The organism is Rhizobium sp. 11_C7_N12_5 (assembly GCF_051811145.1).
GTDB classification, from domain to species: domain Bacteria; phylum Pseudomonadota; class Alphaproteobacteria; order Rhizobiales; family Rhizobiaceae; genus Rhizobium; species Rhizobium lusitanum.
Window position 1 is genome coordinate 2,862,508 of sequence record NZ_JBPWPY010000001.1, and the last position, 22,493, is coordinate 2,885,000.

The 22,493-nt window shown below is 60.8% G+C and carries 16 protein-coding genes, 1 tRNA gene and 2 rRNA genes (1 of these 19 running past the window's edge); 7 read left to right on the forward strand and 12 right to left on the reverse strand.

Going from position 1 to position 22,493, the window contains the following annotated elements; translation table 11 throughout:
• Positions 1-12 precede the first annotated feature (12 nt).
• Positions 13-1,278 (forward strand): ABC transporter substrate-binding protein, encoded by a 1,266-nt coding sequence (locus tag AB8B29_RS14090; RefSeq protein WP_113119077.1) that lies wholly within the window; start codon positions 13-15, stop codon positions 1,276-1,278.
• A gap of 69 nt (positions 1,279-1,347) precedes the next feature.
• Here AB8B29_RS14090 and AB8B29_RS14095 read toward each other — a convergent pair whose 3' ends face one another.
• On the reverse strand, positions 1,348-2,331 hold the full coding sequence (locus AB8B29_RS14095) for a LacI family DNA-binding transcriptional regulator (protein ID WP_047555413.1): 984 nt from the start codon (positions 2,329-2,331) through the stop codon (positions 1,348-1,350).
• A 250-nt stretch (positions 2,332-2,581) separates the two neighbouring features.
• Here AB8B29_RS14095 and AB8B29_RS14100 point away from each other — a divergent pair, with 250 nt between their 5' ends.
• Positions 2,582-3,502 (forward strand): 3-hydroxyacyl-CoA dehydrogenase, encoded by a 921-nt coding sequence (locus AB8B29_RS14100; RefSeq protein ID WP_113119078.1) that lies wholly within the window; start codon positions 2,582-2,584, stop codon positions 3,500-3,502.
• A 184-nt stretch (positions 3,503-3,686) separates the two neighbouring features.
• Here the strand turns inward: AB8B29_RS14100 and AB8B29_RS14105 are convergent, their stop codons facing one another.
• Complete coding sequence (locus tag AB8B29_RS14105; protein WP_037200010.1) at positions 3,687-5,273, reverse strand: aldehyde dehydrogenase (NADP(+)); 1,587 nt, start codon at positions 5,271-5,273, stop codon at positions 3,687-3,689.
• Between the two features lie 257 nt (positions 5,274-5,530).
• On the opposite strand from AB8B29_RS14105, the gene AB8B29_RS14110 reads away from it, so the two are divergent.
• Positions 5,531-7,045 (forward strand): mechanosensitive ion channel family protein, encoded by a 1,515-nt coding sequence (locus AB8B29_RS14110; RefSeq protein WP_037200009.1) that lies wholly within the window; start codon positions 5,531-5,533, stop codon positions 7,043-7,045.
• A gap of 96 nt (positions 7,046-7,141) precedes the next feature.
• Here the strand turns inward: AB8B29_RS14110 and AB8B29_RS14115 are convergent, their stop codons facing one another.
• Positions 7,142-8,671 (reverse strand): S10 family serine carboxypeptidase-like protein, encoded by a 1,530-nt coding sequence (locus tag AB8B29_RS14115; RefSeq protein WP_113119079.1) that lies wholly within the window; start codon positions 8,669-8,671, stop codon positions 7,142-7,144.
• 216 nt (positions 8,672-8,887) lie between these two features.
• Between AB8B29_RS14115 and AB8B29_RS14120 the strand changes: the two genes are divergently transcribed.
• Positions 8,888-9,625 (forward strand): dienelactone hydrolase family protein, encoded by a 738-nt coding sequence (locus AB8B29_RS14120; protein WP_113119080.1) that lies wholly within the window; start codon positions 8,888-8,890, stop codon positions 9,623-9,625.
• A gap of 62 nt (positions 9,626-9,687) precedes the next feature.
• Here the strand turns inward: AB8B29_RS14120 and AB8B29_RS14125 are convergent, their stop codons facing one another.
• Entirely contained in the window at positions 9,688-10,374 is a 687-nt protein-coding gene (locus tag AB8B29_RS14125; RefSeq protein ID WP_037200002.1) for an isochorismatase family protein, read from the reverse strand.
• Positions 10,375-10,501: 127 nt separating this feature from the next.
• Positions 10,502-10,984: a MarR family winged helix-turn-helix transcriptional regulator gene (locus tag AB8B29_RS14130; protein ID WP_037200001.1), complete on the reverse strand. Its 483-nt coding sequence runs from the start codon at positions 10,982-10,984 to the stop codon at positions 10,502-10,504.
• A gap of 77 nt (positions 10,985-11,061) precedes the next feature.
• Between AB8B29_RS14130 and AB8B29_RS14135 the strand changes: the two genes are divergently transcribed.
• The 3 genes from AB8B29_RS14135 (at position 11,062) to AB8B29_RS14145 (ending at position 15,713) form a co-directional block, all read left to right on the forward strand.
• Entirely contained in the window at positions 11,062-11,925 is an 864-nt protein-coding gene (locus AB8B29_RS14135) for a haloalkane dehalogenase (RefSeq protein ID WP_037200000.1), read from the forward strand.
• 147 nt (positions 11,926-12,072) lie between these two features.
• Positions 12,073-12,963: an amino acid ABC transporter substrate-binding protein gene (locus tag AB8B29_RS14140; RefSeq protein ID WP_037199998.1), complete on the forward strand. Its 891-nt coding sequence runs from the start codon at positions 12,073-12,075 to the stop codon at positions 12,961-12,963.
• A 188-nt stretch (positions 12,964-13,151) separates the two neighbouring features.
• Entirely contained in the window at positions 13,152-15,713 is a 2,562-nt protein-coding gene (locus AB8B29_RS14145; RefSeq protein WP_112440656.1) for a GcvT family protein, read from the forward strand.
• Positions 15,714-15,994: 281 nt separating this feature from the next.
• On the opposite strand, the gene AB8B29_RS14150 is transcribed toward AB8B29_RS14145, so the two are convergent.
• The 7 genes from AB8B29_RS14150 to AB8B29_RS14180 form a co-directional block, all read right to left on the reverse strand.
• A complete protein-coding gene (locus AB8B29_RS14150) occupies positions 15,995-16,744 on the reverse strand; it encodes a 2OG-Fe(II) oxygenase (RefSeq protein WP_113119081.1) in 750 nt (249 codons plus the stop codon).
• Positions 16,741-17,307 (reverse strand): methylated-DNA--[protein]-cysteine S-methyltransferase, encoded by a 567-nt coding sequence (locus tag AB8B29_RS14155; protein ID WP_112440652.1) that lies wholly within the window; start codon positions 17,305-17,307, stop codon positions 16,741-16,743. The genes AB8B29_RS14150 and AB8B29_RS14155 overlap by 4 nt, the downstream gene beginning before the upstream one ends.
• Positions 17,308-17,471: 164 nt before the next feature.
• A complete protein-coding gene (locus tag AB8B29_RS14160; protein ID WP_052212700.1) occupies positions 17,472-17,714 on the reverse strand; it encodes a hypothetical protein in 243 nt (80 codons plus the stop codon).
• 37 nt (positions 17,715-17,751) lie between these two features.
• On the reverse strand, positions 17,752-18,849 hold the full coding sequence (ada, locus tag AB8B29_RS14165; RefSeq protein ID WP_047562259.1) for a bifunctional DNA-binding transcriptional regulator/O6-methylguanine-DNA methyltransferase Ada: 1,098 nt from the start codon (positions 18,847-18,849) through the stop codon (positions 17,752-17,754).
• 236 nt (positions 18,850-19,085) lie between these two features.
• Positions 19,086-19,162: transfer RNA gene (locus AB8B29_RS14170), tRNA-Met, on the reverse strand.
• Between the two features lie 263 nt (positions 19,163-19,425).
• Positions 19,426-19,540: ribosomal RNA gene (rrf, locus tag AB8B29_RS14175) — 5S ribosomal RNA — on the reverse strand.
• Positions 19,541-19,729: 189 nt separating this feature from the next.
• A 23S ribosomal RNA gene (locus tag AB8B29_RS14180) occupies positions 19,730-22,493 on the reverse strand; it runs 97 nt beyond the window's last position.

The window sequence follows — 22,493 nt, forward strand, 5'->3', positions numbered from 1 at the left end:
GGAGAACGTGCGATGAAGCATATCACCCAGATTCTCGCCGCCGCGGCCATTTCGATGGTCGTGTCGGTCCCGGCCTATGCCGAGACAACCTTGACGGTTCACTACCCCATGCCCGGCTTCTTCAAGAACGTGATGGACACGATCTCGAAGAAGTTCATGGAAGAAAATCCCGATATCAAGATCCAGTTCGCCGCTCCCTCGGCCACCTATGAGGAAGGCATCCAGACCATTCTTCGCCAGGCCGGCACGAGCGAGATGCCCGATGTCACCTTCATCGGCCTCAACCGCCTGCGCATGATGGACGAGCGCAATGTCCCGGTCGATCTCGGGCCGCTCGTCAAGAAAGACGGCAACATGGCCGAGCAGGGCTTCTCCGACACGATCCTGAAGCTCGCCCAGGTCAAGGGCAAGCAGGTCGGCCTCGCCTTCGCGACGTCGAACCCGATCATGTACTACAATGCCGACCTGGTGAAGGCCGCCGGCGGCGACCCGAACAACCCTCCGAAGACCTGGGACGAAGTCATCACGCTCGCCGGCAAGATCAAGGCGCTCGGCAACGGCGTCGACGGCATGGACTTCCGCTGGCAGGGCGACGACTGGATGTTCTCCGCCCTGCTCTTCGGCGCCGGCGGCAAGATGCTGAGCGACGACGAAAGCAAGGTCGCCTTCAACGGTCCTGAGGGACAGAAGGCCGTCGAACTGATCCAGCGCTTCGTCAAGGAAGGCGGCATGCCGGTCTTCACCAAGGCCGCCGGCGAACAGGCTTTCGCCGCCGGCAAGGTCGGCTTCGAATTCCAGACCACCGGCGCACTGGTCAACACGATCAAGAACGTCGGCACCAAGTTCGACCTGCGCACCGCCAAGATCCCGCTGATCGATCCGGTCAACGGCCGCCTCCCCACAGGCGGTAACGCCGTCGTCATCCTGACGCATGATCCGGTCAAGGAAGAGGCCGCCTGGAAGTTCGCCAAGTTCGCCGCCGGCCCCTATGGCGCGTCCGTCGTCGTTCCCGGCACCGGCTACGTTCCGAACAACGAACTTGCCGCCAAGTCGGCCAACTATCTCGGCGACTTCTACAAGAAGAACCCGCTGTTCCAGGCCGGCCTCAGCCAGATGTCGGTCATGATCCCCTGGTATGCCTTCCCCGGCGCCAATGGTGTCAAGGTCACGCAGACCATCGTCGACAACCTGTCGCGCATCGTCGATGGCTCGGCCGCGCCGAAGGAAGCGCTTGAAGATGCAGCTTCCGACGTCGAAGGCATGCTGCCGCGCAGCTGATTGCCGGATCGGGTTTGAAATCCGCGCCGCCTCTCTTTGGGAGGCGGCGTTTTCATGTGCAGAGATCCGTCAGGATTGAATGGCGAGATTGCGCACGGTTCCGCCCGGCCGCAACCGGTAGGGAACGGTCAGATGTCGCGCCGGTGCGGCATTCTCCGCCATGTCGAGCAGCAGCGAAGCCGCCGCCGCCCCCATTGTCCCATCCGGTATCTCCACTGTCGTCAGCGAAACCTCCGTCAGCAGGCCGAGGGAAATGCCATCGAAACCGGCGACGGAGATATCACGTGGGATCGACAGCCCCTGACGCCGCAGCGCACCCATAACCCCGAGCGCCAGAAGATCGTTGGAGGCGATGATCGCCGTCGGGCAAAACTGCGAAACAACGTCCGAGAGATCGAGCTGCCCCAGGCTGCTGATGAAGGAAATCTCCAGGGCGTCGAGAGGCTGTAGACCTGCGGACTCCATCGCCTTGAGATAGCCGAGATAGCGCAACTTTGCCCGATCCGATGCGGAAAAATGGCCTGAGATGAACAGGATGCGCCGATGCCCCTTCTGCAGGAGATGATCCGTCAGATCCCGGCCGGCGCCAAAATTGTCGGTCGCGACGGCGGCGGTGAAGCGGGCGGTCGGCAGATTGCCAAGCAGCACGGTCGGCGGCAGGGCGGAAGACAGAGCCGGGCTGCGTTCGGGATCACAGACCGTGAGGATGAGGCCGGTCGGCTGCTGCTGGAGCAATGACGCGACGGCATCCGCCTCCTGTGCCGGATCGTAATTCGATTGCGCGATCAGCACGCTGTGACCCGCATGAAGAGCCCGGTTCTGAATGCTGGACAACGACGCCGCGAACACCGGATTGGTGATGCTGGGAATGAGCACGCCGATCGCCGGCCGTCGATTGCCGGCGCGGCCGCCGGCGCGATAGCCGAGCTCCGCCGCCGCCCGACGCACCCGACGCACCATCTCATCACTGACGGGACCGTTGCGGTTCAGCACCCGGCTGGCGGTCGCAACCGAACAACCGGCACGAAAAGCGACCTGCTGGAGTGTCGACAAGATATCAAGCACCTTCGGCTTCGGATTTCAGCATCGAGGCTGACATCGCCCATAGGGAATGGCGGGGATTTATATCAAATCGATTACAGTTATTTGACGCTCGTCCGATACAGCCGTGACATCTGCGCTCTTGATCTTTGCTGCGGCGCAACAGATCTTCAACGGATCACGGCGCGAATGATGCTGTCATCAACCGATGCCATGATTGCCGCTGTGATCCGCAGATCCGACCCTTTGAAAGGATGCTCTCATGTCTGAAGCAGAAGCACGGACGCCTGCCACCCCCAGAGAAAAGACCGAACGGCTGTTTTTCCTCGATATCAACGACGGCCGAATTCTATCCTCCGCTATCGACGGAAGCGACCTCAAGCTGATCATCCAGCGCCCGGGCCGCAGCCCGGACGGCATTCTCGTCGACAGCGAGAACGGCTGGCTCTACTGGACGGAAATGGGCACCGACTACAACGCCCATGACGGCTCGATCGAGCGCATTAATCTCGACGGCAGCAACCATGTCACACTGATCCCGCCGGGCAGCACGCTGGTCACGCCGAAGCAGATCCAGATCGACCACGACAACGGCACGCTCTACTGGTGCGACCGCGAGGGCATGCGTGTCATGCGCGCCAACATCGACGGCTCCGACATCGAAACCCTGGTGCAGAACGGCGACAGTCCGCAGGACAGTGCCGATATCGAACGCTGGTGCGTGGGCATCGCCCTCGACCTGCCGCTCGGGCAGATCTACTGGACGCAGAAGGGGCCACCGGACGCCGGCCTCGGCCGCATCCTCCGCGCCAGCATCGACATTCCCGAAGACGAGACGGCAACGAGACGCAGCGATATTGAGACCCTGCTCGACAAGCTGCCGGAACCGATCGACCTCGAACTCGATCTCGCCACCCGCACCATCTACTGGACCGACCGCGGCAATCTCCCACGTGGGAATACCGTCAACCGCGCCAGCATGGACGACATCGCGGCAACATCCGAAGTCGTCCTGGAGGGCCTCGACGAAGGCATCGGCCTGTCGCTCGACCTGCCGAACAATCGCATGTTCTTCACCGATATCGGCGGCAATCTCTATTCGGCGAGCCTCGACGGCTCGGGCGAACGCGAGCTGCTTCACCACGCGGGTTCGTTCACCGGGATTGTCTACGCGGTGGTTTGAGATTTCCAATCGGCGTCAGGTCGTGGGATTGCCCCTCACCCCAGCCCTCTCTCCGTTTTGACAGGGAGAGGCAACGACCTCTGTACCCTCGTCCAGTGAATGGAAGGCTGGGTGAGCGACTATCCCCTTCTCCCCGCTAGCGGGGAGAAGGTGGCCGACAGGCCGGATGAGGGCTCTCCAGCCTTCAATGTGCCTTGCGCACGCCATCCAGCAGATGCGGCAGCGTCTTGATGCCTTCATCCCTCAGTTCGGCCGGCAACATCCCTTCCGGCAGATCCTGATAGGATACCGGACGCAGGAAGCGACGGATGGCGAGCGTGCCGACCGACGTCGTGCGGCTGTCCGATGTTGCCGGGAACGGTCCGCCATGTACCATGGCATGGGAGACTTCCACGCCGGTCGGCCAGCCGTTGGCGAGAATGCGTCCGGCCTTGCGCTCCAGCACCGGCAGCAGCTTTGCGGCGACGGCATGGTCGCCAGCCTCGATCTGCAACGTGGCGGTCAGCTGGCCCTCAAGCTTTTCGGCAACCGCAATCATCTGGTCGATGTCCTTGCAGCGCACCAGCAGGCCCGCCGCGCCGAAGACCTCATGCCCGAGCCGCTCGTCGGCAAGGAAAGGCTCGACATCGGTCTCGAAGAAGATGCCGGGGCTGCGGTTGACTCCCTCGGCCGGTGCGCCATGAGCGACGGTCTTGACCGCCTCATGCTCCGCGAGCGCAGCCACGCCCTTGTCGAAGGCGGCGTGAATGCCCGGCGTCAGCATCGGCGCCGGCGCGCGACCGGTCAGTACCGCGCTGGCAGCCTCGATAAAGCGATCGAGATCGGGGCCATCGATGGCGAAGAGCAAGCCGGGATTGGTGCAGAATTGGCCGGCGCCGAGGGTCAGGGATTCGATGAAGCCCGTGCCGATCGCTTCGGCGCGCGCCGCAAGCGCCGCCGGAAAGAGGAAGACGGGATTGACGCTGCTCATCTCGGCATAAACAGGAATCGGCTCCGGCCGGGCCGCGGCGATGGCGCCGAGCGCCAGGCCGCCGCCGCGCGAGCCGGTGAAGCCGACAGCCTTGATACGCGGATCGCGCACCAGCGCCGCGCCTGTTTCGTTGGCGCCGGTCAGCAGCGAAAAAGTCCCTTCAGGCAGGCCGCAGGCCGCAACGGCAGCGCGGATGGCGCGTCCCACAAGCTCGCCCGTGCCCGGATGGGCGAGATGCCCCTTGACGACGACCGGGCACCCGGCGGCAAGCGCGGACGCGGTATCACCCCCGGCGACCGAGAAGGCGAGCGGGAAATTGCTGGCGCCGAAGACGGCGACGGGGCCGAGCGGGATCTGACGCAGGCGCAGATCGGGCCGCGGCAACGGCTTGCGCTCCGGCAATGCCGGGTCGACGCGGAGATCGAGCCATTCGCCGGAACGAACCACCTGCGCAAACAGCCGAAGCTGGCCGACTGTGCGGGCGCGCTCACCCTGCAGACGTGCCACCGGCAGGCCGGTCTCTTCCGTTGCCCGCTCGATCAGCGCATCGCCGATATCGATGATATTGTCAGCGATCTTTTCGAGAAATGCCGCCCGTTCCTCCGGGCTGGTCGCGCGGTAGACGTCGAAAGCCTGGCCGGCCAATTCGCAGGCCCTTGCCACGTCGGCCTCGCTCGCAATCGCAAAAGCCGGCTCGAGATTTGCGCCGGTCGCCGGGTTGATGGCGTGCGCGGTTCTGTTGTCGCCGGTCGACTCTGCGCCGATCAGCAAATCGCCGCTAATCACAAAAGACTGTGTCATGGGTATTCCTTGATGATGTCGAAGCGCCGGGAGGTGCGCCGTCGAAGGCTGATAGCAGGACGGGATGACAGATGTAAGATGATAATCGTCATCCAATTATCAAGGCTTCGGTCGCGGGATCAAGTCCGTCGGGACACTTGCACCGAAGACTTGGCTTGGCTGCATCGAAGATGTCGCAGTTCGTCGCTATATGGCATTGTAAACTCTTTCATGCCAATTTAGCGCCCATCCGATAGATTGAGTGCGGCCAAACCCCCATGTCTCTTGCACTTCTCGATGATCCGATCGTCCAGTTCTGCATCCTGGTGGTCATCGGCACATTCGTCAGCCGTGTCATGCTGCGCCATCAGCGCGCCGGGCGGCTGATAGGCCAGGCTATCTTTTTCGTCTGCCTGACCGTGCTTCTGCTCTATCACGGCATCATACCCTACGAGCCGAGCCCGCCGCAGGTGTCGGTGTCGTTGCGCACCTTCACCGGCTTCGCCAAGATCATCTGGTGGATCAACGGTGCCTGGGTGCTGATCGCCTGCGTGCGCCTGTTCCTTATCTTCGAGCGCAAGCCGCGCGAGGGCCGGCTGCTGCAGGATCTGATCGTCGGCGTTATCTATCTCGGCGCCATTCTTTCCATTGTCGCCGACGTCTTCAGCGTTCCGGTGGGCACGCTGATCGCCACCTCCGGCGTGTTCGCCATCATTCTCGGCCTGGCATTGCAGAGCACGTTGAGCGATGTCTTCTCCGGCATCGCGCTCAATCTCGGGCGGCCCTATTCCGTCGGCGACTGGATCGTCCTCGAAAACGATATTCAAGGCCGTGTCGTGGAAACCAACTGGCGGGCCACGCAGCTGCTGAACGGCACCAACGATCTGGTCGTCATCCCGAACAGCGTCCTTGCCAAGACGCGGCTGACCAATCTCTCCTCGCCCGACGAGAGCCACGGCGCCACCGTCACCGTACGCGTTCAGCCGACCACCCTGCCAAGCGTCGTCGTCGATGTGATGCAAAGCGTGCTGATCAGTTGCAACTCGATCCAGAAGACCCCCGAACCCAGCGTCGCCATCAATTCCGTCGACGGACAGGCAATCGAACTACAGCTGACGTTCCGCGTGCGCGATATATCGCAGACGATGGCCGCAAAGAACGAGATCTACGACCTCCTTTACCGCCATTCGAAGGCGGCGGGCCTGAAACTCGCCGGCCCTTCCGATACGATCGTCATTCCGGCGGAACACAAGGCAGAAGCATCGGGCGAGCAGCAGCACGCTCCCGGAACGCCATGGCGGCTGGTCAGCAACATCCCGCTGTTCTCATCGTTGACCGAGGACGAAAAAGAGCATCTGGCATCGCACATGCAGCGCCGCACTTATCGCAAGGATGCGGTCATCGCCGAACAGGACGCACAGCTTCGCGCGCTGACGATCGTGCGATCGGGCGTCGTCAGCATCACCCGCCGCGAGGGGCATCGGCAGATCGAGCTGACGCGGCTCGCGCCTGGCGATTATTTCGGCGAAAACGGCCTGTTGATGGGAACAGGCGAAGTCGGGACGGTCCGCGCCCTGACCTTTGTCGTCACCTATGAAATCGGCGAGGACTGCCTGTCGCCGCTCTTGCATGACAGACCCGCCCTCGCCGAAGAGCTGGGCGCCATCATGGCGAAGCGCATCGAGGCCGAACGCCATCTGTTCGCCAACACCGATATCCTGGTCAACGGCGCTCCCGTCAGTTCGCTGAGCTCGCGCATCAAGCATCTCTTTCAGTTGCAGCAGCACGACTAGAGCGATGAAGCGTTCACGGAACCGCCTCACCGCTCTATGCTATTGTTGTTGCTCAATTTCGGACGGAAAACCGCTGCACACTTTTCCTGGAATTGCTTAGTTCGATTTCACGGCCGGCGCGGCCGGAGGCTGCGGGGCAAAGAACGCCTTGGCATCCGTCGTGAACTGCTCGCGTGATGTCGGCCGGGTGTAGAACATATGACCGCCGCGGTAGAGTTTCAGCGCCACGCGATCGGCAAAGGCCGATGGCATGTGGTCGAGCACATATTTACTGACGCCGAAGGGAATGACGAGGTCGCTGTAGCCCTGCCCCACCATGAGGCGGAAGGACGATGACAGCGACAGCAGTTCCTTGAGATCGTCGGTGACGCCGGCGCTGAGGCGCGAGCCGCCGTCGTTTCGCCCACCCCATTTCCACTGCCTGTTCACCGAGGTCGACAGCAGCGTGTAGGTCATATCGGTGTGGAAGCCCAACTCATCACGCGCATAGCTCGAAAACGCACCGCCATAGGCGCGGACGAAACCGTCAAGGATCGGGTCGCCGCCATGCTCGGCGTCGGACTGAGGATAGGGGTCGGGCGCCAGGAAGGAAGCATCGTAGGCACTCGCCACCTCCGCGCCATCGCCGTCGGAATGTTTCCGATAGACGCTACCGAGAAAACCCTGGTTCTTGGCAACGACATCCTCGGGGATGCCGGTCAGTTTTGCGACCCGACCATAAAAGGCCCGGCCGGCATCGCCGGAGGGCGGCGGCCCGGCAAGAACAGGCAGATATTCGTTCAGAGCGAAAGCCTGGGCATCTTGAACCGCCTTGTCGCTGAAAGCATTCTGCCGCTCGAGCTGGGCGGCTGCCAGCGAGGGCAGCTCCAAGGCAGCACTAAGCGCATCGTCGCCGCCGCCAAAGACCAGCCGGCCCTCGAGCAAGGGCGAAAGCATGACGATGCCGGAGATCAGGATACCTTGATCCTCGCGTAGGCTGTTGGCGACCTTGACCGAGCGAAACCCGCCATAGCTTTCGCCAAGAATATACTTCGGCGACGCGGCGCGACCGTTATGGGCGACGTAAAGGGCGATCGCCTTGGCGAGGCTTTCGGCATCGCTTTCGACCGTGTAGAATTCATTCTGGTCATCCGGCTTCACCGCCCGGCTCCAACCCGTGCCGATCGGATCGATCAGCACAAGATCGGTGAAATTGAGCCAGCTCTGCGGATTGTCGACCAGCTTGGCATTGGCGCCATCACGGCCATCAGGCCCGAAATCGAGGATACGCGGTCCGACAAGCCCGAGATTGAGAAAGGCGGATGCTGCCCCTGGCCCGCCGTTGAATACGAAGGTGATGGGCCGACCTGCATTCCGGTTTTTCGCGACATAGGCGGTATAGAAGATCGCCGCACTGCGCTGACCGTCCTGACCGAAGAGATCGAGCGTTCCAGCCGTCGCCGTATAGGCCATGCTCTTGCCGTCGGCATCCAACACGTGGTCGCTCACCGCGTCGGGCGGCAGGAGCGATAGGACGCCACCACCACCCGGCTCACCACGAGCCTGCTCCGGCGGCGCGGCAAAGGCAGGCGTCGATATCAACGAGAAGGCCAGTATCAAGCCGGGAACCATCTGGCGAAAAGACATCAAAACTTATCCTCCAAAGGTCCGGCACATAGCCGCGGTTGCCGGCGATACTATGTCATGGCGGACGGATACGGAAACTCAAGAGATGTTGATCGGCGATCCGCCGGTCGTATCACTTTCGGCAAGGAATGCTATTGAGCGCCTGTCGGCCATTTGCCAAAGTGCCCGCCGCGCAGGGAAGATAAACAGACAACAGGGATCGCAAGGGATACGAGGATGAAACAAGACGTCGACATCAAGATGGCCGACGGGGTCGTCAAAGCCGCCCTCTTCCGCCCCGACAATGGCGCTCCGGCCGAACATGGCGTGATCTTCTACATGGATGCCATGGGTCCGCGCTCCTCCCTTGACAGCATGGCGCAGCGCCTCGCCGATGCCGGCCACATCGTGCTGCTTCCCGATCTCTTCTACCGCTTCGGCGCTTATGGCCCCTTCGACGGCAGTGCCTTCGGCAACCCGGCATCTCGTGAAACGATCATGACGATGCTGCGCGGAACGACACAGGAAATGACCAAGCGCGACAGCGCCGCCTTTCTCGATGCCCTATCAGCCGCCGGGGCCAAAGGCCCGGTCGGCACGGTCGGATACTGCATGGGTGGAGGCCGCGCGCTGACCGCTGCTGCGACCTATCCCGACCGCATCGCAGCGGCGGCCAGCTTTCACGGCGGCAATCTCGCCAGCGACGCGGAAGACAGCCCGCACCGCCTTGCGGCCGATATCAAGGCGCGCGTCTATGTCGGCGTTGCCGGCGTCGACAACAGCTTTCCGCCGGAACAATCCGCCCGCCTTGCCGAGGCGCTCCGCACTGGTGGCGTCGACCACATCATCGAAAACTATATCGGCATGGCGCATGGATGGACCGTGCCCGACCACCATGGCGTTTACGACGAGACCGGCGCCGAAAGGCACTGGAAGCGCCTTCTGAACCTGTTCGACGAAGTCTGGCCTAGGTAAGCCGAACCGACATCCCGCTATCGCATTGGAACGCGGGATGTTTCCATCGAGTCGTTACCGGATCAGAACTTGATCATATCGATGCTGGTCAGCGTCGTCTTCTGCGCGACACCCGGTGCGTTGACCATATGCCAAGCCACATACTGCTCGCCATAGAGCTCGGTGGAGGACATGCCATCGACTGGCAGGATGATGTTCATGCCGTTCAAAGCGGCATCCGTCGCGGTATCGAGCACCGCGCCTTCCGAGGCCGTGCCGGTGACGATGACCGTCTTGATGCCCTTGTCGGCCAGGATACTGCGCAGATTGGTGCCGATGAACTTGTCGGCACCGGACTTGACGATCGGCTCGCTTGCCAGCGGTGCCAGAGCCGTGGCGATATCCTGCGGCTCGCCGGCGCCGGCCAGGCTGAAGACGACAAGCATTTCCTTGGCGCGCGCCTGGTCGAGCAGGGTTTTGACCTTCGGCACGGAAGCAAGGCACCGCGGCTTGGTGTTCTTGTTGCAGGGCCCCTTGGTCGGGTCCTGTGCGCCGTTGAAATCGAGGATCAGCAATGCGGTCGTCTTGAGGTCGACCGTGACCGGCTTCAATTGCGGCGGTGCCGGCGGCTTTACGTTGTGCCAATCGTCGATGATCGTCTCCGCCGCCGCCGGCGAGGTAATCACGGGACTTACGACCGCACAAAGGACTGCCAGACCGGCGCCGAAAACAAAGCACGCTTTCCGCATCGTAGCGCTTACCTGTCGCATCAAATTCCTCTCCTGCATCGCGTTCCCATGGGTTGACGATGATGCAAAATAGATAGGCCAGAAATCGCGCCGGGGTAACGAAACTCTTCGTGATATCGAGCCGACCACCAATGATGGCAGTGGCAGCTTAGGTGCCGGCCCCGTCTATCGGCTCGGCGGCATTTCCATCGCCGCTGCGCAGCTTTTCAAGCAAGGCCTGCAAAGCTTGCTTGATCCCCTCGATCTCTTTCGTCCCGGCCATATCGGACCAACGCTGGTCCACCAGGCGGCCGGTGGCCATCGCGACCGGCCGCACGCCTTCGCCGCGCTCCGTGAGGAAAACCAGCCGCGCACGCCGGTCGTTGGGATCCGGCCGGCGTTCGACGTAACCCAGGCGCTCGAGCTCTTCCACCGCCTGCGTCATCGTCTGCTTGCGGACATGGGCGAGCTTTGTGAGTTCGCTCACCTGAATTCCCTCCGGGCGGGCGAAAGTGAAGACATTGGCATGTGGCGGGCGGATATCGCCGAAGCCGGCTTCTTCAAGTGCGGCTTCGACATCCTGTGTCCAATGCTGGTGCACGAGCCGCAGCAGCAGACCCAAGGACAGACGGGTGGGAACGCAATTTTCCATGAATATAGACAGGCCCCTGACTATTATGATAGATGGACAGGTACCTTACCATTTCCTTTCGAGAGAGGATACCCCGCATGCCCGTGCTCAACGTGCTGGACTCGACGATCTTCTACGAGGATGCAGGAACGGGAACGCCTTTGGTATTTCTGCATGGCAATCCCACCTCGTCCTATCTCTGGCGGCATATCGTGCCTGCCATAGCTGCGCCGGCCCGCCGCCTTGCGCCCGATCTCATCGGCATGGGCCGCTCCGGCAAGCCCGATATTGCTTACAGTTTTGACGATCATGCCTGCCATCTCGACGCCTGGTTCGACGCGCTGGCGCTCGACGGCGTCGTGCTGGTCGGCCATGACTGGGGTGGCGCCCTCGCCTTCGACTGGGCTGCCCGCCATCCCGAGCGCGTGCGCGGCATCGCCTTCATGGAAACGATCATGAGGCCGATGACCTGGGACGATCTCCCGAACGCACGCCCTCGCTATGAAGCGCTGCGCTCGCCGGGCACAGGTGAAACGAAGGTTCTGGACGAGAATTTCTTCATCGAGCAGGCGCTGAAGGCCACGGTTCTCAACGGCCTCAGCCCTGAAGATCACGCCGTCTACCGCGCACCCCACCCGACGCGCGAAAGCCGACGGCCTTTGCTTGCCTGGCCGCGCGCGATGCCGATCGAAGGCGAGCCGGCCGATGTCGTCGCACGGATCGAAGCCTATGATGTCTGGCTGGCGGAAAGCACAGATGTCCCCAAGCTGTTGCTGACCTTCGACGGCCCGGCGGAAACCCTGCTGATCGGCGAGGCGATGACAGCCTGGTGTCGTGCCAACGTGGCCAATCTGGAGGTCGAGAATTGCGGTCCGGCCAGACATATCGCACCCGAAGACCAGCCGGAGGCGATCGCCGCTGCCATTTCCGGCTGGATCGACCGCCACGACCTGTCTCGATAGAGGCCGGGCTTTGCAAACAAGGGTGCGTCCACCACCCTTGTTCGACCGGAAAAGTGCCGGAGACAATCCGCCGTTGACAAACCTCCGTCAGATCATAATCTGCGGTAAGCCTTTGCGATCGCCACCATTCTTTCGGAGATCAGGACCATGCCGGCGAATTGCATGAGACGATGGATTCTCGCAGGCGTTGCCCTCGGTATTTCTGCCTATGCGGCGGCAGCCGCGCAGACACTCGATCTTGTCGCGCAAAAAGGCACGATCCGCATCGGCTACATCAACGACGAAGCCCCGTTCTCCTCCAAGAAGAAGGATGGCAGTCCCACGGGATACGCCGTTGACCTCTGCGGCAAAATCGCCGACGCGGTCGGGCGCAAGGTAACTAACCTGAAGCGCGATTACGTCGAAACCACCCTGGCCGATGGCTTCAACGCGGTGAAGGACGGCCGGGTCGACCTTCTCTGCGGCGCCTTGACTATCAATCTTGCCAGACGCCAGAGCGTCGATTTCTCGCAGCCGATCTTCCTGACGGGTGCGAGCGCCCTGTTGCGCAAGGATTCGCCCGACTATCTGATGATGCTCTTCCTCGACAAGCGTCCGACGCTCGCCTCCAGCAAGCAAGCGCCGGCGACAAGCACGATCGGCGTCCGTTCCGACACGACGACGGGCGCGACGCTGCGCGAAGCGCTGGGCTCCGATGTGCCGAAAACGCGGATTGCCGATTTTGCCACGCATCAGGATGGCCTCGCCGCTCTCGAAGGCCACAAGATTGATGCCTATTTCGCAGATCGCGCACTGCTCTTCGATCTTGCATCGCGTGCCCGCAATCCTTCGGCGCTCGCGATCGGCAATCGCCTGTTCACGCACGAGCCCTACGGAATTGCGCTCAAGCAGGATGACTCAGCCTTTCGCCTGCTCGTGGATCAGACCCTGACGGACGTCTACCAATCGGATGATTTCCCAAAGCTGCTGACGACCTATTTCGGCGACGAAGGCCCGATTTTGCGCCGTGAGATCATGATGCAATCCATCCCGCAATAATGCAGTGGGGGCATGCCGTCGCCTTTGCGACATCATTGGCCATGATCATGACAACGAAATCCCCCGCTTCCCAAGCTGAACGGCGTCGCGGTCGTCGTGCAAGCATCTTGAATATGTCGTAGACAGGCTCTGGTCGCCGCCGCGCACATCATAAAATCCGTTTTCAGTATCAATCAGGGTCGCACGCAATGGCAGTATTTCCTCAAAAGGCGAAGGTCGTCATCATCGGGCTCGGCGGTATCGTCGGCGCCTCGATCGCCCACCATCTGATCGAGCGCGGCTGGGACGATATTGTCGGCATCGATAAATCCGGCATCCCGACAGATATCGGCTCGACGGCACACGCCTCCGACTTCTGCTACACGACCAGCCACGATTTCCTCTCCTGCTGGACGACCCTCTATTCCATCGATTTCTACGATAAGCTCGGCCACTATGCCCGTGTCGGCGGCCTCGAAGTCGCCCGCGTCGGCGACGACGACCGCATGGCGGAAATCAAGCGCAAGGTGACCTCGGGCAAGGCCTTCGGCACGCGCGTAAGCCTGGTCGAGCCCTCCGAGATCAAGGAGAAATTCCCGCTGATCGAGGAAAGCATGGTGCAGGGCGGCATGTGGGATCCGGATGCCGGCCTGGTCATTCCGCGCTCGCAGACAGTTGCCGGCAAGCTGATCGATCAGGGCGAAAAGAGCGGCAAGCTCCTCTCCTTCGCCAATACGCCTGCCCAGTCGCTGATCGTCAAGGACGGCCGTATCAGCGGCGTCGTCACCCATCGCGGCACGATCGAGGCGGAATACGTGATCGTCTGCGCCGGTCTCTGGGGCCGGCTGATCGCCGAGATGGTTGGCGAAGACCTGCCGGTCATGCCTGTCGATCACCCGCTGACCTTCTTCGGCCCCTACAACGAGTTTGCCGGCACGGGCAAGGAAATCGGCTTCCCGCTGATGCGCGACCAGGGCAACTCCGCCTATATGCGCGACACCGGCGACCCCAAGACCGCCGAAGGCGGCCAGATCGAATGGGGCTATTACGAAGAGAAAAACCCGCGCCTCTGCCATCCGCGCGACCTGCTCGAAAAGCACGAAGCCCGTCTTTCGCCCTCGCAGCGCGATCTCGAAATGGAACAGATCATCGAGCCGCTGGAACGCGCCATGGAGCTGACGCCGATCCTCGGCGAGCTTGGCTACAATGAAGGCCATTCCTTCAACGGCCTGCTGCAGGTGACGACCGATGGCGGCCCTTCCGTCGGCGAAAGCCAGAAGGTCAGAGGCTTGTGGTACTGCGTCGCCATCTGGGTGAAGGATGGCCCGGGCTTCGGCAAGCTCGTCGCCGACTGGATGACCGACGGTCGCACCCCGATCGACCACAACAGGATCGACTATTCCCGCTTCTATCCGCACATGCTGGAAGAAAAGTTCATCGAGGGTCGCTGCACCGAGGCGGCACAGAAGATCTACAATCCGGCCGTCCATCCCCGCGAGCCCTACGCGACCGGCCGCAGTGTTCGCCGCTCGCCTTTCTGGGAGCGCGAGAAGGAGCTCGGCGGCTATTTCATGGAGCTCGGCGGCTGGGAACGCGCCCATGGCTATGCCGCAAACGAGCACCTACTGGAAAAATACGGCGACCGGGTGCCTGTGCGTGCAAGCGAATGGGACAACCGCCATTTCTGGCGCGTTTCCAATGCCGAACATCTCGCGCTGAGCGAAGACTGCGGCATCATCAACCTCTCGCACTTCGCCATGTATGACATCGAAGGCCCCGATCATGTCGAGCTGCTGGAATGGCTTTGCGCGGCAAAAATCGGCGGCGATGCAAATATCGGCAAGGGCATCTATACCCACTTCCTCGATGACGAGGGCATGGTGCGGGCCGACTTCACCGTGATCCGCATGGCCGACCGCTGCCGGCTCATCGACGGCGCCGATGCCGGCCCGCGTGATTTCCACTACATGCGCCGCGTCGCGGAGGACAAGGGTTTCGACGTCACCATCACCGATGTCACCGAACGCTACGTCACGATCGGCATCTGGGGACCGAACGCCCGCACCAACCTGCAGAAGGTGGTCGAAGCCCCGGAAATCCTCTCGCAGGAAAACTTCCCCTTCGCCGCGATCAAGCAGATCCGCATCGCCGGTAAGAACGTCACGGCATTTCGCATTTCCTATGTCGGCGAACAGGGCTGGGAACTGCACATGGCCTATGGCGACGCTTTGGCTGTATGGGACGCGCTGCGCTCCACGGGCGCCATCGCCGTCGGCGTCGAAACCTATGCCAACAGCCGCCGCATGGAAAAGAGCCTCCGGCTGCAGAATGCCGACCTGCTGACGGAATATAATCTTCTCGAAGCCGATCTCGCCCGCCCGAAGGTCAAGGATGCCGACTTCCGCGGCAAGGCCAAGCATCTCGAATATCGCGCCCGCGATCATCAGCCGGCCATGCTCTGCACGCTTGTCGTGACCGACAACACCGACTCCAAGGGTGTGGCGCGCTTTCCGGTCGGCATCCTGCCAGTCATGGACCCTGAAACCGGCGAAACGCTCGTCGACGAACTCGGCCGCCGTTCTTTCACAACGTCGATCGCCTATGGCCCGACCATCGGCAAGAATATCGCGCTCGCCTACCTGCCCTGGTCCTACGCGCAGGAAGGCCGCAAGCTGAAGGTCGAATATTTCGGCGAAACCTACCCCGTCGAAGTCGCCGGTGTCGGCTACAAGCCGCTTTACGATGCAGAGAACCTCAAGCCGCGCAGCTGATCACCCCGTCGCTGCGGGAAAGCTGGATTGAACAACCGCCCGCCTGGCATCCAGGCGGGCGGTTTTCTTTTGCCACGCTTTTCCGCTCGCCGGCGCGGGCACTCGCCGTCGCCTCCGCTGAGATTATTCCTGGGCCAGATCCCTCTGGGCGTCGCTCAGAAGCAGTAGCCGAGCGGCTTGCGACCTGGGAGCTTGGGCAGACGTTTCAAGGCGGGCACAAGGCTGACGACGTGATCGCAAGGCGGCGCCGCAAAAACGCGACGCCGGCCTTCGCTATTCTGTCATCTGGCATCGTGGAAGATGATCCCGACCGTGTGCCGCATGCCGGAGCGGACACGGCTCACGCCATGGCGCAGGTTCACACGATAGTTCCCCTTCGAACCCCGCACGGGGCGATTGTGGACCGCGAAGGCAACGGCATCGCCCTGGCGAAGCGGCACGACCTCGACGCGGCTTTGCATGCGCGGCCGCTGCTCGGTCAGAGCGAATTCGCCGCCCGTGAAGTCCCGACCAGGTTCTGAAAGCAGGATTGCCACCTGGATTGGAAATGCGAGATCGCCATAGAGATCCTGGTGCAGGCAATTGAAATCGCCCGGGACATATTGCAGCAACAACGGCGTCGGGCGCATCTGGCCGGCGGCGTGGCACTGCTTCAGGAACGAAGCATGCTCGTCGGGATAGCGCTCATCGATCCCCATGCGCACATTCCATTCATTGGCGACATCAGCGAGGTGCGGATAGAGCACCGTGCGCAAGCCGCCGAGCAGGTCAGGCAGCGGGTATCTGAAGTAGCGATATTCGCCTTTGCCAAAACCATGCCGCGCCATGACGACGTGGCTGCGAAAGTGGCTTTCGTCGGGATAGAGCCCCGCGATCGCGCGGCACTCCTCCGGCGCAAGCAGCTTCGTCAGCACGGCACAGCCGAAGCTGTCGAGCTCTCCGGCAAGCGCCTTCCAATCGTAGGCGGCAACCCGAGCCTCCGCGGACGCCACCGCAGAGGCTGGGGAGACGGTGGATACATGAGAGTTCATGCCAGGGCTTCCTTCTGGATGAGGACGCGCTTGCGCTCGATGCCCCAGCGATAGCCGGCCAGGTCGCCATTGCCGCGGACGACGCGGTGGCAGGGAATGGCCAGTGCGATCGGGTTGGCGGCGCAGGCACTGGCGACCGCACGGGGATTAGCCAGCGGGCCGACCCAGCGAGCCAGCTCCATGTAGCTCACCGTTTTGCCAACAGGGATCGCCTTCAGCTTTTCCCACACGCGGCGCTGGAACGATGTCCCGCGCATGTCGAGGGTGAAATGAAGGCTCTCGGCCGGCCTCTCGAGGTAGCGGAGCACCTGCGCCAGATCGTCCTTGACCACGGCTTCGTTCGAAACGAGCGAGGCCCGCGGGAAGCGGCGGGCGAGATCCGCCGTCAGTTCTTCGGCGGTGTCGCCGAGCAGGATCGCGCAGACACCCCTGGCACTGCGTGCGACCAGCACGTTGCCCAGCGCGCAACCGGCGACGGCGTAGAAAAGGATATCGGCTGATATAGCCGTGGCTTTTGCCCGGTGCATGGCCCGCAAGGCATCGCTGGAGATCATAAGGTTCATCGTCGTAACTCCTTGCTCTGTTATCAGCATCAAAGTTACTCCGGACTTAGGCCACCCGAACTCCGGTCCTTGCTTTCAAATCGAGAAACTATCTGGCCGGCACATGGCGCAAAGACAGAAGCCGGGCGCGCGCACCCGGCATGGACGCTCTTCTTGGCGAGCGATCAGACCAGACGCAGGATGGTGGTTTCAGCGAGCAAAAATGTCTCGCCAGAATTGAAGCGGACCTCGATCTCTCCGCTATCGAGCACGTCCCAGACCGCAAAGCCATCGGCGACGAGCTGGCCGATATGAGCCATGACGAGCGTCTTGTCGGGATTGTCCTCAGCGAGCGCGACAATGGCCGCATCCGTTCTGGGCGGCCGGCGTCGGCTCGTCCTTGCATCGAATCCGCCGCGCGAAAACATCGGTGAGACGCTCCTTGTTTCAGGCGTTGCGTGCCTGTCAGGCTGACCGGGATAACTCCCGATCGAGCAGGGCACCTTTGCGCTCGATGCCCCAGGCATAGCCCGAGAGCGCGCCGTCATTGCGAACCACGCGGTGGCAGGGAATGGCGACAGCGAGGTTGTTCGCCGCGCAGGCGCCTGCGACTGCCCGCACCGATTTCGGTGATCCGATGCGGCGGGCAATCTCGGCATAGGAAACCGTTTCGCCGACAGGAATCTCCTGAAGTGCCTGCCACACACGACGCTGGAACGCTGTGCCGCGGACATCGAGCGGCAGATCCAGACCGATCCCCGGAGCTTCGACGAAGCCGACAACCCGCGCGATCAGGGCCTCATAGTCGCGATCAGCTCCGATGAGGCGGGCGTTCGGGAAGCGATCCTGAAGATTGCGGACCAACTCGTCAGGGTCATCCCCGAGCAGGATTGAAGCGACGCCCTTTGTGCTTGACGCAACGAGGATCGCACCGAGCGATGACTGGCCGACCGCGAACCTGATCTCCTCGTCGATGCCACCGGCACGATATTGCGAGGGCGTCATCCCGAGCATGCCGGTCGAATTTTCGTAAAAGCGGCCGCTGGAGTTGAACCCTGCTTCATAAATGGCTTCCGTGACGCTGTTGCCGGTTGCCAGGCCTTTGCGGACCTTCTTCGAGCGATCGGCGACGGCATAGTTCTTCGGGGTCAATCCGGTCGTGGCCTTGAACATACGATGGAAATAACTGGAGCTCCGGCCGACGGCGTCTGCCAGCTCTTCAAGCGAGGGCTCCTCCTCACTTTCCTCAATAATCCGGCATGCCTTGGCGACAAGGGCCGCATTCTCGCATTCAAGTGAGAGCCCCTCCGGATTGCAGCGCTTGCAGGGCCGGAAACCGGTCGCCCGCGCACTCTCTAGCGTCTCATGGAGCGTGACATTCTGGGGATTGGCGATGCGCGACGGGCATGACGGGCGGCAATAGACCCCTGTCGTCCCGACCGAATACCAAAGATGGCCGTCCGCCGCCTTGTCGCGAGCAACGATGCGCGCCCAGCGGGGGTCCTCGGCTACCGACGGCGTCGGGGTGCGTTCAGCCATGCGTGTGGATATGGTCATGGTCATCATCTCGAATTGCTCCTGCCCGACCGTGCCGCCGAAACTTGTCGGGCGCACTCCGATCCTTGCTCCCGAATCCGATCGTCAGCCACCCGATTTCCGCCAGCCCCTGCATCCGGCTGCTCGCACGACCTCTGCTGATGTTGCCTAGGCACGTCCTCCCCGAAGTTTCGGCTCGAACGCAAAAGCCCGCCTTGATCGTTGGATGAGTGCGGTTTTGAAGTATATGCATTTGGGTGATTTGGTTGCGGGGGCAGGATTTGAACCTGCGGCCTTCAGGTTATGAGCCTGACGAGCTACCGGGCTGCTCCACCCCGCGTTACCAGCGTAAGCCGCTTTTCGGCTTATCGCGTCCAGCGCAAATCGCTGATCGATTTGTCGCTTGTTTCCCTTGGCCCTTATTTCAGGTGCGCAAGGGGATAATTGCTTGCTTTCAGAAGCGGCAAAGGCCGCTTTGTGCGGCCCATTGTAGCACGGCTGGAGCCGCTGAGCGATAAACTCTTCCGAGTTTACCGCGTGTGTGATGAGAAGATTATTTAGGCATAAACCGCGATGCGATTTAGCCTGAGTTGCGCTTGGCAGACCTGGCAGCGACCTACTCTCCCGCGTCTTAAGACGAAGTACCATGGGCGCAGGGGCGTTTCACGGCCGTGTTCGGAAAGGGAACGGGTGCGGCCACCCCGCCATAACCACCAGGTCGGCAAAGCGCAACTTCGGGCTAAACCGCTTGAGCGGTTTATGCCCTATGAGAAGCTGGCGAAGTCTGAGACTTCATTTGTCTTTATGAACACGTCTTTGGTTTGCTCTACGCGGACGAACGCTTGCGCGTTCGGCGTATAGGCATGAATGCGTTGCATTCAGCCTGTGATGAGCACTGGCAATGAGAACAATCAAGCCAATCGAGCTATTAGTACCGGTAAGCTTCATGCGTTGCCGCACTTCCACACCCGGCCTATCAACGTGGTAGTCTTCCACGGCTCTGATAGGGAACACTCGTTTTCAGGTTGGTTTCCCGCTTAGATGCCTTCAGCGGTTATCCATTCCATATGTAGCTACCCTGCTATGCCCTTGGCAGGACAACAGGTCCACCAGAGATATGTCCATCCCGGTCCTCTCGTACTAGGGACAGATCCTGTCAATATTCCTACACCCACGGCAGATAGGGACCGAACTGTCTCACGACGTTCTGAACCCAGCTCACGTACCGCTTTAATTGGCGAACAGCCAAACCCTTGGGACCTGCTCCAGCCCCAGGATGCGATGAGCCGACATCGAGGTGCCAAACAACCCCGTCGATATGGACTCTTGGGGGTCATCAGCCTGTTATCCCCGGCGTACCTTTTATCCGTTGAGCGATGGCCCTTCCACGCGGGACCACCGGATCACTATGACCGACTTTCGTCTCTGCTCGACTTGTCAGTCTCGCAGTCAGGCGGGCTTATGCCATTGCACTCGACGACCGATTTCCGACCGGTCTGAGCCCACCATCGCGCGCCTCCGTTACTCTTTCGGAGGCGACCGCCCCAGTCAAACTACCCACCATACACTGTCCCGGATCCGGATAACGGACCGCGGTTAGACATCCATGACGATAAGGGTGGTATTTCAAGGATGGCTCCACAAGAACTGGCGTCCCTGCTTCAAAGCCTACCACCTATCCTACACATGCCGACACGAATGCCAGTGTAAAGCTATAGTAAAGGTGCACGGGGTCTTTCCGTCTGACCGCAGGAACCCCGCATCTTCACGGGGAATTCAATTTCACTGAGTCTATGTTGGAGACAGCGGGGAAGTCGTTACGCCATTCGTGCAGGTCGGAACTTACCCGACAAGGAATTTCGCTACCTTAGGACCGTTATAGTTACGGCCGCCGTTTACTGGGGCTTCGATTCAGAGCTTGCACCCCTCCTCTTAACCTTCCAGCACCGGGCAGGCGTCAGACCCTATACGTCGTCTTGCGACTTCGCAGAGCCCTGTGTTTTTGGTAAACAGTCGCTACCCCCTGGTCTGTGCCACCCTCACATACTTGCGTATATAAGGGTCACGCTTCTTCCGAAGTTACGCGTGCAATTTGCCGAGTTCCTTCAACATAGTTCTCTCAAGCGCCTTGGTATACTCTACCTGACCACCTGTGTCGGTTTCGGGTACGGTCTATACGGTGGAGCTATTTCCTGGAACCGCGTCCCCGCCCACACAATCCAATAAGTGTGAACAAGTTAAGCAATCCGTCACTACCACCAGGCCCACGAATATTAACGTGGTTCCCATCGACTACGCGTGTCCGCCTCGTCTTAGGGGCCGGCTAACCCTGCTCAGATTAACTTTAAGCAGGAACCCTTGGTCTTTCGGCGAGAGGGTCTCTCACCCTCTTTATCGTTACTCATGTCAACATTCGCACTTCCGATACCTCCAGGGCCCCTCACAGGTACCCCTTCACTGGCTTACGGAACGCTCCGCTACCACGTGCATTGCTGCACATCCTCAGCTTCGGTGCATGGCTTCAGCCCCGTTACATTTTCGGCGCAAAGACCCTTGACTAGACCAGTGAGCTGTTACGCTTTCTTTAAATGATGGCTGCTTCTAAGCCAACATCCTGGTTGTTTTGGGATCCTCACATCCTTTCCCACTTAGCCATGACTTGGGGACCTTAGCTGGAGGTTAGGGTTGTTGCCCTTTTCACGACGGACGTTAGCACCCGCCGTGTGTCTGCCTGATAGTACTCCCCGGTATTCGGAGTTTGGTTAGGATCAGTAAGACGGTGAGTCCCCATAGCCCATCCAGTGCTCTACCCCCGGGGGTATTCGTCAGACGCTCTACCTAAATAGATTTCGCGGAGAACCAGCTATTTCCGAGTTTGATTGGCCTTTCACCCCTAGCCACAAGTCATCCCAATCTATTGCAACAGATGCGGGTTCGGTCCTCCAGTTGGTGTTACCCAACCTTCAACCTGCTCATGGCTAGATCACTCGGTTTCGGGTCTAATGCAACAAACTATACCGCCCTATTCAGACTCGCTTTCGCTTCGCCTACACCTACCGGCTTAAGCTTGCTTGTTACACTAAGTCGTTGACCCATTATACAAAAGGTACGCCGTCACCCTTGCGGGCTCCGACTGTTTGTAGGCATCCAGTTTCAGGTTCTATTTCACTCCCCTTGTCGGGGTGCTTTTCACCTTTCCCTCACGGTACTGGTTCGCTATCGGTCATGCACGAGTACTTAGGCTTGGAGCGTGGTCGCCCCATGTTCAGACAGGATTTCACGTGTCCCGCCCTACTCTAGGACAATAAAGTCTCTTACGCGTACGGGGCTGTCACCCTCTACGGCAAACCTTTCCAGGTTCTTCCACTTTAAACTTTATTGCCACTGGCCTGGTCCGCGTTCGCTCGCCACTACTTGCGGAGTCTCGGTTGATGTCCTTTCCTGCAGGTACTTAGATGTTTCAGTTCCCTGCGTTCGCTTCTTACACCCTATTTTATTCAGATGAAGATACCTTGTAACAATGCTTAGAAACCACTTTGGTTCGTTACGCCGGATAACCGGCGACGGCCCTTGGCCTTGCGAAGCCTGACGGCTTCGAGCCAATTGCCAACCAAAATGATTTTCTAAGCATTTAAGGTGGGTTGCCCCATTCGGAGATCCATGGATCAAAG